The 15528-nt window shown below is 70.3% G+C and carries 14 protein-coding genes; 8 read left to right on the top strand and 6 right to left on the bottom strand.

Annotated features, from left to right (window positions below):
- Window positions 1–37: 37 nt before the first annotated feature.
- Together BN4252_RS06910 and BN4252_RS06915 are read right to left on the bottom strand one after the other, a co-directional pair.
- Window positions 38–388 carry an excisionase family DNA-binding protein gene (locus tag BN4252_RS06910; RefSeq protein ID WP_222859811.1) on the bottom strand — a complete coding sequence of 117 codons (351 nt, stop codon included), beginning with the start codon at window positions 386–388 and terminating at the stop codon, window positions 38–40.
- Between the two features lie 55 nt (window positions 389–443).
- Window positions 444–1937 carry a DUF1846 domain-containing protein gene (locus tag BN4252_RS06915; protein WP_066528051.1) on the bottom strand — a complete coding sequence of 498 codons (1494 nt, stop codon included), beginning with the start codon at window positions 1935–1937 and terminating at the stop codon, window positions 444–446.
- 48 nt (window positions 1938–1985) lie between these two features.
- Between BN4252_RS06915 and BN4252_RS06920 the strand changes: the two genes are divergently transcribed.
- The 3 genes from BN4252_RS06920 to BN4252_RS06930 are packed head-to-tail and all read left to right on the top strand — an operon-like array spanning window position 1986 to window position 5868.
- Window positions 1986–3650 (top strand): bifunctional ADP-dependent NAD(P)H-hydrate dehydratase/NAD(P)H-hydrate epimerase, encoded by a 1665-nt coding sequence (locus tag BN4252_RS06920; RefSeq protein WP_066528053.1) that lies wholly within the window; start codon window positions 1986–1988, stop codon window positions 3648–3650.
- Between the two features lie 8 nt (window positions 3651–3658).
- Window positions 3659–4714, top strand: coding sequence for an FAD-dependent oxidoreductase (locus BN4252_RS06925; protein WP_066528066.1), 1056 nt, complete (start codon window positions 3659–3661; stop codon window positions 4712–4714).
- 41 nt (window positions 4715–4755) lie between these two features.
- Window positions 4756–5868 carry an MFS transporter gene (locus BN4252_RS06930; RefSeq protein WP_066529272.1) on the top strand — a complete coding sequence of 371 codons (1113 nt, stop codon included), beginning with the start codon at window positions 4756–4758 and terminating at the stop codon, window positions 5866–5868.
- 15 nt (window positions 5869–5883) lie between these two features.
- Here the strand turns inward: BN4252_RS06930 and BN4252_RS11325 are convergent, their stop codons facing one another.
- Both BN4252_RS11325 and BN4252_RS11330 read right to left on the bottom strand, forming a co-directional pair.
- The gene (locus tag BN4252_RS11325) at window positions 5884–6561 is read right to left on the bottom strand and encodes an ABC transporter ATP-binding protein (RefSeq protein WP_066528069.1); all 678 of its coding nucleotides are present in this window, start codon (window positions 6559–6561) and stop codon (window positions 5884–5886) included.
- Window positions 6562–7533, bottom strand: coding sequence for an ABC transporter permease (locus BN4252_RS11330; RefSeq protein WP_066528074.1), 972 nt, complete (start codon window positions 7531–7533; stop codon window positions 6562–6564). It abuts the gene before it with no gap.
- 112 nt (window positions 7534–7645) lie between these two features.
- Here BN4252_RS11330 and BN4252_RS06940 point away from each other — a divergent pair, with 112 nt between their 5' ends.
- Both BN4252_RS06940 and BN4252_RS06945 read left to right on the top strand, forming a co-directional pair.
- Window positions 7646–8767, top strand: coding sequence for a sensor histidine kinase (locus BN4252_RS06940; protein WP_066528081.1), 1122 nt, complete (start codon window positions 7646–7648; stop codon window positions 8765–8767).
- Window positions 8764–9363: a response regulator transcription factor gene (locus tag BN4252_RS06945; protein ID WP_066528089.1), complete on the top strand. Its 600-nt coding sequence runs from the start codon at window positions 8764–8766 to the stop codon at window positions 9361–9363. Before BN4252_RS06940 ends, BN4252_RS06945 begins: the two co-directional genes overlap by 4 nt.
- A gap of 15 nt (window positions 9364–9378) precedes the next feature.
- Here the strand turns inward: BN4252_RS06945 and BN4252_RS06950 are convergent, their stop codons facing one another.
- Complete coding sequence (locus BN4252_RS06950) at window positions 9379–10551, bottom strand: Bcr/CflA family efflux MFS transporter (protein ID WP_066528095.1); 1173 nt, start codon at window positions 10549–10551, stop codon at window positions 9379–9381.
- 69 nt (window positions 10552–10620) lie between these two features.
- Here BN4252_RS06950 and BN4252_RS06955 point away from each other — a divergent pair, with 69 nt between their 5' ends.
- The 3 genes from BN4252_RS06955 to BN4252_RS06965 all read left to right on the top strand — a co-directional run bounded on the left by BN4252_RS06955 (window position 10621) and on the right by BN4252_RS06965 (window position 14346).
- On the top strand, window positions 10621–11370 hold the full coding sequence (locus tag BN4252_RS06955) for a pirin family protein (RefSeq protein ID WP_066528102.1): 750 nt from the start codon (window positions 10621–10623) through the stop codon (window positions 11368–11370).
- Window positions 11371–11454: 84 nt separating this feature from the next.
- Window positions 11455–12939: a C4-dicarboxylate transporter DcuC gene (gene dcuC / locus BN4252_RS06960; protein WP_066528105.1), complete on the top strand. Its 1485-nt coding sequence runs from the start codon at window positions 11455–11457 to the stop codon at window positions 12937–12939.
- 33 nt (window positions 12940–12972) lie between these two features.
- Window positions 12973–14346 carry an IS1096 element passenger TnpR family protein gene (locus BN4252_RS06965; protein ID WP_066528109.1) on the top strand — a complete coding sequence of 458 codons (1374 nt, stop codon included), beginning with the start codon at window positions 12973–12975 and terminating at the stop codon, window positions 14344–14346.
- 24 nt (window positions 14347–14370) lie between these two features.
- Here BN4252_RS06965 and BN4252_RS06970 read toward each other — a convergent pair whose 3' ends face one another.
- The gene (locus BN4252_RS06970) at window positions 14371–15480 is read right to left on the bottom strand and encodes a hypothetical protein (protein WP_066528110.1); all 1110 of its coding nucleotides are present in this window, start codon (window positions 15478–15480) and stop codon (window positions 14371–14373) included.
- Between the last annotated feature and the right edge of the window lie 48 nt (window positions 15481–15528).

A 15528-nucleotide genomic window follows, 5' to 3' on the forward strand; every position in this document is an offset into this window, starting at 1 on the left:
AGACCGGCTGGTGGGGAACCAAATCGCGCGGCGGGTGCTAGCGCTGCTGGCCCATCTTGTCCTTGTATGCGATGGCGTCGCGCGTGAACACGCGGCGGTGGGTGCCCACCTTGTGCCCGGAGAGCTTGCCCTCGTCGATCAGCTTGACCACGAAGGGCCGGGAGACGCCGAGCAAGTTAGCCACCTGCTGCGTGGTCATCTCCTCCTCGGGCTCGGGGGAGCGCACCATGCGGCCCTCGGCGATGTCCTCGAGCAGATCGCGCAGCCACACGGCCGTTTCCTTGGGCACCGTCACGCTGTCGGTCGCGTGCTTGCGGGATTCGGCGAGGTTGCCGTTGAGCTCCGCCAGGGCCTGTTCGATGGGGGATTGAATGGGGGTTGCAGCCATGCTGCCCAGCATAGGTCGCAACCGCAACCAGCGCAACGAACGCCCGGGGGGCGGCCTAGCGCTTGTGGTAGAGCGCCTTCTTCCAGTACTGCGGCTCGGAGGTCACCAGCACGCCGAGGGAGCGGAAGATGCCCTCGTCCACCGAGCCGAGGATGGTGGTGGTGTGGGCGTCGCAGCCTCGCAGGTCCTTCAGGTGCTCCAGCGCCAGCGCGGCGTTCGCGTCCGCCGAGGCGGACACGGACAGGGCGATAAGCACCTCGTCGGTGTGCAGTCGCGGGTTGACGGAGCCCAGGTAGCTGGTCTTCAGCGTCTGGATCGGCTCGATGGCGGCTGGCGAGAGCAGGTGCACGTCGTCCGGGATGCCCGCCAGGGTCTTCAGCGCGTTGAGCAGCACCGCCGCGGAGGGGCCGAGCAGGTCGGAGGTCTTGCCGGTCACAATGGTGCCGTCGGCAAGCTCGAGCGCGGCACCCGGCTTGCCCGAGGCCTCCGCAACGGCGAGTGCGGGGCCGACCACCGCGCGCCGGGATGCCTCCACGTTCGCCTTGCGCATCACGTTGGCCACGCGGTCCGAGATGGTGGAGTCCGCCTCCAGGCGACGCTCGTCCACCAGCGCCTTGTAGTAGCGACGGATGATCTCCTGCTCGGCGGCGTGACGGCAGGCGGCGTCGTCGGAGATGCAGTAGCCGGCCATGTTCACGCCCATGTCGGTGGGGGACTTGTACGGTTCCTTGCCGGTCACCTCCCGCAACAGCGTGCGCAGCAGGGGGAACACCTCGATATCCCGGTTGTAGCTGGTCACCTGCTCCCCGTAAGCATCCAGGTGGTACTGGTCGATCACGTTGATGTCGTCCAAATCCGCCGTGGCCGCCTCGTAGGCCAGGTTCACCGGGTGGGAGAGCGGCAGGTTCCAGATCGGGAACGTCTCAAACTTGGCGTAGCCCGCGGGAATGCCGCGCTTGCTCTCGTGGTACACCTGGCTCAGGCAGGTGGCCAGCTTGCCGGAGCCGGGGCCCGGCGCAGTCATCACAATCAGGTCCCGGGTGGTGGCCACGTAATCGTTGCGGCCGAAGCCCTCCTCGCTAACCACGCGGGCCGTGTCCTGCGGGTAGCCCGGAATCATGTAGTGCCGCGAGACCTTCAGGCCCAGGCGCTCGAGGCGGGCCAGGAAGGCCTCCACGGTGGCGTTGTGGCCCTCCAGCTGGGTCACCACCACGTTCTCCACCAAGAAACCCCGCTCGCGGAAGACGTCCACCAGGCGCAGCACGTCGTCCTCGTACGTGATGCCCAGGTCGGCGCGGATTTTCTGGCGCACCACGTCGCCCGCGTTGAAGCAGATGACAATCTCCACCTCGTCCTTGATCCGGTCGAGCATGGCAATTTTGTTGTCCGGCGTGAAGCCGGGGAGGACGCGGGCCGCGTGGTTGTCGTCGAAAAGCTTGCCCCCCATCTCCAGGTACAGCTTCCCCCCGATCTCCGCACGCCGGGCGCTGATGTGCTCGGACTGCATTTCGATGTATTTCTCACGGTCGAACCCGGTCGCGTACGGCATGGGCGCAATAGTACCGCCGCGGTGAGCCCGCGATTAGCCTTGGCCGGTATGGACAACTTCACGTGGACGGTCGAGCAAATCCGGACGGCGGAGGCGGCGCTTATGGCCAAAGAGCGCTACCCGGACGAGCTGATGCAGTCGGCGGCGCAGGCCGTGGCGGAGGCGGCGCACATGATGCTGGCGCGCCTGCCTCGGCCCGCCGATACCGCGGTCGGCACGGTCGGCACGGTCGGCACAGTCGGTGCCGCGGAGCCCGCTCCCGCCCGAGTGCTCGTCCTCGCGGGGCCGGGCGGCAACGGCGGCGACGGCCTCTACGCGGGCGCGGAGCTGGCGCGGGACGGCCACCGCGTGGATGCTTACCTCACCGCGGGCACGGCACACCGCCCGGCGCTGAAGGCCTTTACCTCCGCGGGCGGCCGGGTGGTGGACGAGCCGGAGGCGGCGTGGACCTACCAGCTGGCCATCGACGCCATCACCGGCATCGGCGGGCGCGCCGGGCTGGACGAGGACCTGCGCGAGCTGGTGGAGGACCTCGCGCTGCCCACCCTGCAGGTGCTCTCGGTGGACGTGCCCTCCGGCATCGAGGCCGACACGGGCGCGGGCGGTGACCTGCACGTGAGCGCCGACGTCACGGTCACCTTCGGCGGCTGGCGCCGCGCGCACGCGCTCCACCCCGCGTGTGGGGAGCAGTTGCTTGCCGACGCCTCCGCCGCCGGCCTCTCCCTCACCGAGCAGTTCCGCTCCATGTCGGACAACGGCGAGCTGGGCGGCACGCTGATGGTCTTCGCCCACCGCGCCACCGGCGTGGACCGCGCAGCGCTGCCCTGGCCCGCGGTGTTCACCACGCTTGAACCCGCGCGTGTGGGCAGCGTCGAACCCAGCCCCGAGCAGGACAAGTACACCGGCGGGGTAGTGGGTATCTACGCCGGCAGCGAGGACTACCCGGGCGCCGCCGTCCTGTGCGCGGCCGCCGCGGTGAACGCCACGCCCGGCATGGTGCGCTACGCGGGACCGCAAGCGCTGGAGGTGGTGCGGGCGCACCCGGAGGTTGTGGCCACGCGCACGCTCCAAGACGCCGGGCGTGTGCAGGCGTGGGTGTTCGGGCCGGGCGCGGGCGAGGACACCGCGGACGCGTTGCGGTGGGTGCTCGAGCAGGACGTGCCCGTGCTTATCGACGCCACCGGGCTCACCCTCCTCACCCAGCACGAGGAGCTGCGACGGCTCGCCGCCGCGAGGCAGGCACCCACGGTGCTCACGCCGCACGACGGCGAGTTTGCGCGGCTGCGCAAGGCGGTGGGGCTTGCGCAGCGCTCGCGGTTGGAGGAGACGGCCGCGCTGGCCGCGGAGCTCAACTGCACCGTGGTGCGCAAGGGCCGCGCCACCATCGTCGCCCCGCCGAGCGCGCGGGTGGCGGAGTACGCCTACGCCGTGGATGCAGGCAATTCCTGGGCAGCCACGCCCGGCTCCGGCGACGTGCTGGCGGGCCTGATCGGCGCGCGGGTGGCGCGCGCGACCGCGGGCGAGGACAGGCGGGACCTGCCCGACCTGTATCAGGCCGCGGTGGTGGAGGCGATCGTGGAGGCCGTGACCATCCACGCCGCCGCGGCGAAGCTGGCGGCGCGCACCGAGTACGGCGAGGCCACCGCGCCCGCCGGACGCATCGCGAGCTTCGTCCGGGAGGCCACGGCGCTGCTGACCCGGCGCGAGCGGTGAGTGAGACGATGACGGGCTGGGATTACCACGCCGTGATCATCGGCGGCGGCCAGTCCGGCCTGGCCACCGCCTACTACCTGCGCAAATACGGGGTTTCCTTTGTGGTGCTGGACGCGGGTGAACGGCCGGGCGGGGCGTGGCCGCACTACTGGGATTCGCTCACCCTGTTCTCCCGGGCCGAGTTCTCCAACCTGCCCGGCTGGCCCATGCCTGCCGCGGAGGGCTTCCCGCCGCGCGACCACGTGGTGGACTACCTAACGCGATACGAGCAGCGCTACGAACTCCCCGTGCGCCGCGGTGAGCGTGTGGAGCGTGTGGAGCGCGTGGAGCGGGGTGAGCAGGACGCGGCCGCGGGCGGGCCCGCCGGGTTCCGAGTTCTGCCCCAGGGCATCACCGCCCGACACGTTGTGGTGGCCACCGGGATCTGGTCCGCCCCGTTCATCCCCTTTGTGCCGGGTAGCTTCACGGGCACGCAGCTCCACGCCGCGCAGTACCGGCGCCCAGCGGATTTCGCGGGGCAGCGGGTAGCGGTGATCGGGGCGGGCAACTCCGGCGCGCAGATCGCCGCCGACCTCGCACTCGCCGCCCGCGAGGACCCGGCCTTGGGCATCGAGGCCCGCTGGTACACGCGGGGCGAGCCGGCGTTCATGCCGGACGGCATCGACGGCTCCGACCTGTTCCGCCGCAACCGGGAGCGCTTCCTCGCCATCGCGCGCGGCGGGGAGGACCCGGGCTGCGCGGACTTCGACGGCGACATCGTGGCGGTGCCGGAGGTGCGCCGCGCCCGCGACGCCGGCCTGCTCAGGGCCCACCCGATGGTGGCCAGCCTCGACGAGCTGGAGCGCGACGGCGGGGATAACGGCGTGGACACGATCATCTGGGCCACCGGCTTCCGCCCGGCGCTCAGGCCCGTCCGCGGGCTGCCGCTTTCCACGCCGAACCTGCACGTGGTCGGCTTCGACGCGCTGGGCGGCCCGGGCGCGGGAACCATCGGTGGTGTGAGCCCCTTCGCCCGTGAGGTGGCCCGACGGATCGCGGGCGACAGTTGTACGGTGTCCGGGTGAAGTCCGCTACCCCCACCTTCCCCGTCGTGCCCCTTAGCGCCATGGGCTTCGCCGCGTTCGTGTACGTGACCTTCGAGATGTTCGCGGTGGGCCTGATTTCCCCCATGGCGTCGGACTTGGGCGTTTCCGAGGGGCAGATCGGGCTCCTCATGAGCGTGTACGCCGGCCTGGTGGCGGTGGTGACCATCCCGCTGATGCACGCCACACGGAACCTGGACCGCCGGCCGCTGTTCATCGCCACGCTCGGCTTCCTCATGCTGGGCATCGTGCTGCAGGCTTCCGCCACCAACTACTGGGTGCTCGTGGCCGGACGCGTCTCGGCGGCGCTCACGCACGGGCTGTTCTGGTCCCTGGCCAACCCGATGGCCGCCCGCCTCGCGCCCCCGGGTCAGACGGGCAAGGCGGTAGCGGCGGTCGCCATCGGCTCCACCATGTCCACGGTGATCGGCGCGCCGCTGAGCACGGCCGTTGGCCACGCCATCGGCTGGCGCGGTGCCACCTGGATCCTGGGCGCCGCGGTGATTGTCGCGCTGCTGCTGCTCCTGCTCACCCTGCCAAGCATGCCGGCGCGCCCGCCGCGCACGGACGACGCGAGAGGGCAGACGCAGTCCGCCATCCCCTCTCTGGTGTTCTTCCTCACCTTCGCGGTCACCGCAGTGTTTGCCAGCTTTACGTACCTGGCGCTGCTCATCGAGTCCACGGCCGGCACCAGCTGGGTCGCGCCGGGCCTGGCGGCCTACGGCGCGTTCGGGCTGCTGGGCGTGCTCCTCACGGGCCGCAGGATCGACGCCCGCATGATCCGCATCAACGGCGGCGACACAGTGCTGCTGATGGCGGCCGCGGCCATCGGCCTGCTCGCCCTGCAGCTGGACTCGGGCCCGGTGATGCTCATCGCCGTGGCGGTGCTCGGCGTGGCCGCCGGCGCGCTGCCCACCGCCGCCACCACGATCTTCCTCCACGCGGGCAAGCGCAACCAGGACCTGGCCAGCTCCATCTACGTGGTCACCTTCCAGGTGGGCATCGCCTCGGGTTCGGCGCTCGGGGCGGCGGCGGTGGACCGCGGCCACCTCGGCGGCACCCTGGTGATCACGCTCGCGCTCGCTGCGGCGGCGCTGGTTGCGCTCGCCGCGTTCTCGCGCCCGAAGCTGCGGTAGCAAGGGGCTTGTGCTTTACCGCGCCACCGGAGCCAGCTCGCGCCGCCACTCCCTCGCCGGGGAAACCTGGCCGTCGTGCACCTCCCAGACGGCGTCGGCGTCGCTGATCAGCGAGCGGTCATGCGTGACAAAGCCGCAGGCGATGCCGTTGTCCTGCACCAGGTTGCGCAGCAGCTCGACGATGGAGGCGGAGCGCTGCGAGTCCAAGGCGGCGGTCGGCTCGTCGGCGAGGATCAGGCTCGGCTCGCCCATGAGCGCCCGGGCGATGCCCACGCGCTGGCGCTGCCCTCCGGAGAGTTGCTGCATCTTGCGGTCGCCCAGTCCCTCGAGGCCCACCTGGGCCAGCAGCTCGTCGGCGCGATCCTTCCGCGGTGTGATGCCGCGCATGTGGTCGGTGATGAGCAGCTGGTCGCGCACGTTCAGGGCCGCGATCAGGTTGGCCTGCTGGAAGATCATGCCGATCTTGTCCAGGCGCACGTGGTCGTTGACCTCGGTGGCGTCGAGAAGCACTGAGCCCGAATCCGGGGTGATCAGGCCCGCTGCGGCGGAAAGCAGCGTGGACTTGCCGGAGCCGGACTCGCCCACGATGAAGGTGAGCTGGCCGGGGCGGGCCTCGAAGTTGGCGTTGTCGAGCGCGGTGATGCGGTCCTGGCCGTCTTGAAACGTGACGGTGACGTTTTCCATGTGCAACATTTACGCGTTACCTCCGAGTGCGAGCTGGGGTTCAACCTTGATGATGGAGCGGGTGGCAATCACGGCGCCGATCATGCCGAGCAGGAAGATCAAAAGCGGCGGGACGAGCGCCGTGGCGGCGGACAGGGAGAAGGGCACGGCCTGCATGGCCAGGGTGCCGAGGGCCACGGCGATGACCGTGCCGGAGAGAGCGCCGATGGCCAGGATCACGGCGGACTGGCCGAAGGCGTCTCGCCGCAGGTAGGAGTTCGGGGCGCCGATGGCCTTCAGGATGGCCAAGTCGCGGGTGCGCTGCATCGTCCACACGGTGAGGAAGGCGACAACCACCAGCGCGGCGATGGCGTAGAGGAAGCCCTGGATCATCTTCAGCGAGCCCTGCTCAGAGCTGTAGGCGGGCAGGCCGGCAAACGAGTCCTTCAGGCTCAGGCCGGAATCGTCGCTGGCCAGAAGCACGGTGCCGTCCGCTTCGGTGCGCATCGTCTGCCGCCAGAACTCGGTGGGTACCCACATGACCGGGGAGTGGGAGTACTCCAGGTCGGCGGTGGACGTGGCCACGGCGATGTCCACGCCGGCAACGGTGACGGTCTCGCCCTCGCCCAGGTCGAGCGACTCGGAGGCGACGGCGCCGCTACCCAGGGTCTCGCCGCCGGGCAGGGCGGTGCCCTCCGGCAGCGCCATGAGGGCCACGGACTCCTCGGTGCCGTCCGCGCGGGTGAGCAACATCTGGCCGGTGCCGAGCGGGGCGGTGCCCTCGCGCGCGTCCACGCGGGAGGTGGTGAAGGACGGGTCATCGTTGTCCTGGAACACCACGGATTGCGGGTCCAGCGCCTCGAGGGCGGAGGTGTTCTGCTTGCCCAGCCCGTTGGTGAGCCCGGTGAGCACAACCACCAGAAGGGTGATCAGCGCGACGGTGCCGGTGATCAGCCCGAAGCGGCCACGCGCCGCTTTGATTTCTCTCATTGCTAGGAACATGGCCCCTATTTTGGCGCTGAGCTGGGCCTTTCCACATCGGGCGGCCGGTTGAAATGGCCCTCAACCGTTCGGTTGATTCCGCGCCTGACTCGCCTCACTAGCCTTGGCTCCTGTGAAAACCACCAACCGCATCCTCGTCCTGCTCGGCGTGAGCCTGCACGTCCTCGTGGCCGTTCTGCTGGGCGTGGGGCTGGCGGGCGCGGAGCGCGACGCTGAGCTCGGCGCGTTCACCGTGGCGCTGGTGGCGGCGTTTGCCGGCATCTACCTCGCGGGCACGGTGTGGTTCAACCGCGGCAAGCCCGTGCCACCGGGCGGCGGCGAGGCGTGGCTGACGCTGGTGATCTCGCTGTGGACGATGCTGGCCCTGCGCTCCGCCGCCTTTGTGTGGCTGGAGTTTCCCCTGGTCATGCTCGCCTGCTTCATCCTGCCCAGCGGCCTGGGCCTGGCCATCTCGGCGCTACTGTTGGCCGCCACGCTGACCCGCACCGTGCCCGTGTCGAGCTGGGGAGGGCTGATCGGCCCCACCATCGGCACGGTGCTGGCGGTGTTCATCGTCTACGCCTACAAGGCCCTGCGTGAGGAGACGGAGCACTACAAGGTGCTCGAGCACGCCGCCGGGGTGGCGGAGGAGCGCGCCCGGCTCTCGCGCGAGGTGCACGACACCATGGCCCAGGGCCTGAGCTCGATCGTGCTCGTGGGCCGCGCCCTGGACAAGCAGCTCGCCGCCCTCAGCGGCGGGCCGGGCAACGCGCAGCAGGTGGCCGAGGCGCGCGCCACCCTGACCACCATCCGCAACACGGCGAAGGAGAACCTGGCGGCCGCGCGGCAGTTCGTGGCGGATAACGCCCCGCCGCTCGAGCCGCTGCCCGCCCGCCTCGAGGGGCTGGCCCGGGCCGCCGAGGAGCGGCAGCGGGCGCTCGGCCGGACGCTCCGCGTGCAGGTCAAGGCCGAGCGCGTCGCCGCCATCCCGGAGCCCGCCGCCGGGGCGATCGAGCGCGTGGTGCGCGAGGGCCTGAGCAACATCGAACGCCACTCGCAGGCGGACCAGGCGGTGATCACGGTGGATATGCTGGGCACCACCGCCACCGTGGACGTCTACGACAACGGCGCGGGCATCGGCGGCGACGAGGGTTTCGGCCTCCAGGGCCTGCGCGCCCGCGTGGCCGAGGTGGGCGGCGAATTGACCGTCGACGGCAGCGTGCTCGCCGCCAGTATCCCCGTGGAGCGCCCATGATTCGCCTGATGCTTATCGACGACCACCCAATAGTCCGCGCCGGCCTGCGCGCGGTGCTGAATTCCTTCGGCGACGTGGAGGTGGTGGCGGAGGCCGACAACGGCGCCGCCGAGGTCCCCGCCGGCGTGGACGTGGTGGTGACGGACATCCAGATGCCCGTGGCCTCCGGCATCGAGCTCACCCGGCGCCTGACAGGCGCGGGCGGGCCACCCGTGCTCATCTTGACCACCTACGACACGCAGTCCGACGTGGTGGCGGCCATGGAGGCGGGAGCATTGGGCTATTTGCTTAAAGACGCCCCCGAGGAGGAGCTGCACGAGGCCGTGGTGAAGGCCGCCCGCCGCGAGCGAGTGCTGGCGCCGCAGGCCGTCGGCGTGCTGGCAGACAGGGTGATGCACCCCGAGGAGGCCCTGTCCGGCCGGGAGATCGAGATCCTGCAGGCGCTGCAGACCGGCGCGTCGAACCGGGAGATCGCCCAGTCCCTCTTCATCTCCCAGGCCACGGTGAAGACCCACCTCATTCACATCTACGGCAAGCTCGGGGTGGACAACCGCACAGCCGCGGTGCAGCGGGCGCGAGAAAAGCGCATTATCTAACGCCCGCTCGCCGGGTCAGGGCCGCCGGGTGAGCGTGGCCACCAGCGCGAGCGCGAGGCCCGCGCAGACCAGGGAGGCTAGCGCCATGGCCAGGGCGTGGTTCGTGCCCAGGCCGGCGGCCGGGGCCACCACCGCGGCCACGATGAACTGGACAAAGCCCATCGCGCCCGTGCCGGCGCCGGCGCCGATGTCCCGGATCTCCTCGACGGCCAGGGCGGAGGCGTTCGCGGTGATGAAGCCGCTCATCGCGGCTAGGGCGGCGAAGAGGGGGATGAGCAGGGGCGCCGACGGGCCGGTGAGGGCGAGGATGAGGAGGGTGGCGGCGACGAGGGCGTCGATAAGCAATGCCCGAATCAGCAGGGTGCGCGGCGGGATCCGCTTGACCAGGCGCATGTTCAGGGCGTTCGAGGCGGGCAAGAGCAGCGCGATACCGCCGAAGGTCAGTGCGAAGGCGTGGGGGCTGAAGCCGAGCTGGGTCTGCAGCACCAGCGGGGAGGCCGAGATGTAGGCGAACAGCGCGCCGAAGCCGATCGCACCCGCAGCCATGTACCCCACGTAGGCGGGGCGGGTAAAGCAGCGCGCGATGCGCGGCAGCAGCGTGCGCAGGACCCCCGGCGTGCGGCGCTCGGGCGGCAGCGTCTCCGGCAGGCGCAGCGCGAGGAGCAGCTGCACCACGTTCACCGCGGCGAGGAACCAGAAGATGCCCCGCCAACCCAGAAGCGGCAGGAAGAGGCTGCCCAACGCCGGCGCGATGGCGGGCATGAAGCCGGTGAGAGCCAGCAGCGCCGAGAACGCGCGGGCCGCGGCGGTGCCGTTAAGCAGGGCCGGCACTACGGCCCGCGAGACCACCACCGCGCAGCCGCCGGCCGCGCCCTGGATCACGCGCGCGGCGATCAGCAGCTCGATGCCGGGCGCCAGAGCGCACATCACCGAGGAGGCGAAAAAGACCGCGGCGGCGGCGACGATCGGCGCGCGGCGGCCCGTCGCGTCGGAGATCGGGCCGAACACCAGGTTGCCCACCGCCATGCCAATCATGAACCCGGAGATGGTCAGCTGCGCGGACGCGGGCGAGGTGCCCAAGTCCTGCTGCAGGGAGGGCAGGCCGGGCAGGTACATGTCAATGGCCAGCGGGCCCGCAGCGGCGAAGAACGCCAGCGCGACCATGAGCCTCGCGGGGAGTTTTTGCACCCGAGTACCTTATCGCCGCGCACGCCGCATGGCGCCCTTCAGGCGGTGTCCTTCAGTACGATGTGCCGCATGGACGACGTGCGCGGAAACAACCCGGGCCAGCGCCAGGCGCGGCCAGGCGTGGAAATCGTGGACCCTGCCCGCCAGCAAGACGGCGGCGGGCGCGTCGGCGCGTGGGACTTCGCCGCCCTCTTCGGCGGCGGCGCCACCACCGACCTCGCGCCCCGCCCCGGCCGCCAGAGCCTGGTGTGGGTGACCAGCGGCGAGGTACGGCTGAGCGACCGCGCCGGGTTTGACGAGCACATCGAGCCCGGCGAGGTGTGCGTGGCCACCTTCCCGGAGGGCGCGGGCAGCCTCAAGGTGCAGCCGTCCTCCGACGCGGCGGGCGTGCGGCTGGACGCGGTGCTGCCAGCCGGGGCGCTGGACGCTCTGGCCAGCCAGGGCGCGTCGTTGGAGATCTTCGCGCCGGAGCCCTTCGCGCTGCGCAGCGTCACCACCGCCATCTCCGGCCAGGCGCGCGTGCTGGTGGGCGAGATGTTCGGCCGCTCCTCCGCCGTCAAGGCGCACAGCCCGCTCGTGGCCGCGCACCTGCGGGTGGCGCCCGGCGCGGAGATCGCGATGACCCTGCGGGAGGACTTCGAGTACGGGCTGCTGCCCACCGCGGGCGGGATCGCCGTGCAGAACACCGACGTACCGGCCGGGGCCGTGGCCTTCGCCGCGGCGGGCGGGCGCACCTGGGGCATCCGCAACACCTCCGACGCGCCGGTGAGCGCCGTCCTGCTCGGCGGCACACCGCTGGAGGGGGACACGGTGGTGTAGAAGGGGGTGGCGTTAGAGGGGCCGTCGCTAAGCAAAAGCCCCAAATGCCCTGCAAACCCGCCGGGGGAGGCCCACAATGAGGGAGTGATCTTCCTCCTCCTAGCAATCCTGGCTGTTGTGGCCGTGGGGTACTTCATTTACAAGAAGACCCACGCGGCCTCCGCGATTTTTGTGGTTGGTGTGCTGCTGCTGATGATCGCCGCCGCGACGGGGCGCATCGAACACAGCGCGGCCGACATCGAGAGCTCCGGTAACGCGTTCTACGACGAGCTGCTCATCGTCGAATCCCTTTTCAAGTCCCGCTTCGCCGGCACCGGCATGGCCATCATGGTGCTCTTCGGCTTTGTGGGCTACATGCGCCACATCGGTGCCGACGCGAAGACGGTGGTGGCGCTCTCCGCGCCGCTGCAGAAGTTCCACGGCTCCTACTGGCTGGTGCCCATCGGCTTCCTGGTGGCCACGCTGCTGTCCTTCGTGGTGCCGTCCGCCAGCGCGCTGTCGCTGCTGTTGGTGGCCACGCTGATGCCCGCGCTGATCGCCGCCGGGCTGACGCCGCTGACCGTTGGCGCGATCATCGCCACCGCGTCCACCATCGCGCCGTCGCCGCTGGAGGCCGGCCTGATTCAGGGCGCGGACCTGACCGGCATGAGCGTCACCGAATTCACCTTCGGCAACGTGGCCAAGGCAACCGTGCCGGCGCTGGTGGTCATCGCGTTTACGCACATGTGGTGGCAGCGCCGCTGCGATAAGAAAGACCTGGCCAAGGTGGGCGCCGGGGCGACGGCGGGTGCCGGCGCTGACGGGGCGGATGGCGGCGGCCCGGGTGCGGCTTCCGGCACGGCCTCCGAGGCGGAGCTGGCGGCGGCGAAGAACGCCGAGTCCGAGCGCCGCATCCGCGAGGCCGTGGAGCGCGCTGAGGGCCTGCCCGGCTTCTACGCCCTCCTGCCGCTTCTGCCGCTGCTGCTCATCATCGTCTCTGCGCTGCTCAATCGCTTCGGCGTGGTCTCCTTCGAGGCCGGCATCCTCCCCGTCACCGTCATCTCCCTGCTGGTCACCGCCATCATCGAGTCCATCCGCCTGCGCGACGTGAACGAGGCCGTGGACTCGGTGCAGCACTTCTTCAAGGGCCTGGGCGAGGGTGCCGCGGGCGTGGTCTCCCTCATCGTGGCCGCCGCGATTCTGGTGGAGGGCATCACCCAAATGGGCGTGATCGAGGCGCTGACGGACTTGGCGCGCAACTCCTCCGGCGCCGCGGTGGTGATGGTGCTGGTCTTCGTCCTGGCTACCTCCGTCATGGCCCTGGTCACCGGCTCCGGTGTGGCGCCCTACTTCGCGTTCTCCGAGATGGTGCCCGGCATCGCCGCCGAGTCCGCGGTCTCCGCGCCGCAGATGCTCACTTCCATCTGGGCGGCCTCCAACACCATGCGCCAGGCCTCCCCGGTCAACGCCGCGGTGCTGATTGTTGCGGGCGCGCTGGACGTCAACCCCATCGACATCGTCCGCCGCACCCTCGTGCCGCTGCTCGCAGGCGCGGTCACCGCAGTGATCTGCGCGCTGCTGTTCATCTAAAACCAGCCCTCCGGCCCCCGTATTGTGGCAAGCATGATCACCACCCTGCTGATGACGCTGGAGGGCTCCGTCCCGGAGGTCTCCCGCTGCGTCAACGTGGACGACTCGATGGACCTGGGCACCCTCGCGCAGGTCATCGACGCGGCGTTCGGCTTCTCCGGCGCCGCCACCCACCTCTACACCACGGGGGCGGGGGAGCTGCGCCAGGTGTTCACCGAGGCGCCCGGCGCGGGGGAGTCCGACGAGACCGGGCTGACGGTGTCCAAGTTCACCGAGCTCACGTACATCTACGACCCCACCGCGAACTGGAACATCCACGTTGAGGTGCTCGGCTACTCCCAGCTGGATGGTCCTACGCCGTTGCTTATCGACGCATCCGGACCAGACATCGTCGAATCCGCCAACGGGCCAGAGCTGATGACCAAGTTCCGGGAGGAGGCCCGCCGCGTCTGCGCCGGGCTGGAGCCCAACATGGAGGTCACGCCGCTTTTGCTCAGCTTCATGCCGGTGATGTCGCCGGAGCGCATGCTCGACCGGCTCACCGTGGCGGACCCGGTGACCGTGGCTACCCGCATCGGCTACGTGGCGGAGGAGATCTACTTCGACCAGCCCGGCGGGCCGGGCTCGCCCGTCCCCGGTCCGGCCCTGGCTGACGAGTTCGAGGACTTTTTGGACTCGCGCCCCGAGCTGCGCGACATCTTGCACCATGACCCGAATCCAGACCGCAACCCCACCCTCATCGCCGCGGTGGCGGAGTTCTTCGAGGACCGGATGGGCGAGCCGGACGAGCTGGAGGGTTTCGACGAGCCGGACGACAACGTGATTCCGCTGTTCGGGCGCGGGCAGCCAGCACCCACCCACCCTTCCGAGCTGGACTCCACGGGGGAGATGCTGCAGGGCTTCGTGGCCCTGTTCCGGAAGCCGGTGACCCTGACCAGCCGCGGCTTCCTGCCCACCGCGGTGGTGCGGGACCTGGTGCGGATGATGGGGCTGCCGGACGGGTTGGAGCGGCCGCGGGAGAGCTCGTTTGCGTCTGTAAGCAATGCCCGGCGATTTCTCACCGGCGCGGGCCTGATCGAGCTCGACGGCAACCGCCTGCGCACCACGGAGCGCGGCGAGTCCTTCCTGCGCGCGGATCAGCCGGTGCAGGAGTTCCCCACCGAGCTGCTGCTCGGCTTCGAGGCTGTGTACGGCAGGCGGGCGTGGCGGCACTGGGTATCGGTGCTGGGGCACATGTACGGCATCGCGCCGTACGCGGGGTGGGACCGCTCCATGCCCGAGGATTACGAGGCGGTATTCGACTTCCTGTGCCACATCGGCGTGCTGCACATCTTCGACGAGGAGCTGGTGGTCTCCCGCGACGGCCGGCTCCTTGTGGGCGAGATGCTTGCGAGCTACGGCGGCTAGCCCGGCGGGGCCGGCGAGGCCGGGCTAGATCGCCGCAGCCTCGGGCGCTGCCGGCACCGGGCCGCCGGAAACCTGGCGGTAAGCGTGGGCCACGGCCAGCATGGTGATGGGGGAGACCACGATGGTGATCAGGAAAGACAGCACCGCGGCCACGGTGACCGAGAGGGTGCCGCCGGCGGTGAGGAACATGGGCACCTGGGAAAGCGTGCCCAGCAGGAAGCAGAACAGCAGCAGGCCGACGGTGGGCAGCCAGTTGCGGGCGCCCGCCTTCCAGGCCTGGCTGAACGCGTGGCCGAAGCTGCCGTTGTTATCGGCGGCGTAGTACATCTGGTACGTCACAAACGGCATGAGCAGCACCATCAGCAGGCCAACCACTGCCAGCGCGATGCCCATGGAGCGGATGAGCTCGTTCATCAGCGCCTCGTCCTGGAGCATCTGCTCCGGGTCGGCCGGGATCGCGGCCGGGTCCACCGTGCTCGCTCCCACCAGGGACGCCACCACCAGCAGCACCATGCCCGCCACCGAGGCGATCAGGGCCACCACGAAGAGCATGGCCAGCGACTTGCCGTAGGCCGGGGTGCTGGGGGAGCTGAACTTGGCCACCAGCGTCTGCTGCAGAGCGGCGCCCAGCGCCACCGGCAGGATGAGAATGGAGGCCAGGGACGCGAGCCCGCCCACCGCGGTGTTGATGTTGGGCAGGGAGGCGAGCATGCTCAGGCCGGAGAGCACCAGGCCCACCACCAGCCACAGGCCGGCGTTCTGGCCAAAGGCCTTGAAGGCCCAGGAGATGGCCTGGCCTGGGCGCAGGCGGCCGGTGCCCTTGGTGTGGGTCCAGCCGTTGGCCTCCGGGTTGTTGATGGGGTGGGGCTGAGTGCCGTCCCCGTAGTAGCCGTCCGTGAGCTGCTGGCCGTGGAAGGCCAGGGCGTTCTGGTTGGTCATCGCGGAGTTCACGTCGAACTGGGAGTAGTCGCCCGAGCCCGAGCCGTAGCCGGAGCCGTAGGCGGCGGCATAGTCCGGGGTGTCGTACGAGGGGCCCTCGTACGCCGGGTAGGCGCCGGTAGAGTCCGGGTAGGGCTCGCCGCCCTGCGGCTCCTCGCCGTAGCGGGGGTATCCGCCGGAGCTGGGGGTGGTCATCACACGTCTCCTTACAGTCGGTGGTGTTTGCGCCCCAGCAAGTGTACC

The sequence above is a fragment of the Corynebacterium bouchesdurhonense genome (genome assembly GCF_900078305.2).
Lineage (GTDB): Bacteria > Actinomycetota > Actinomycetes > Mycobacteriales > Mycobacteriaceae > Corynebacterium > Corynebacterium bouchesdurhonense.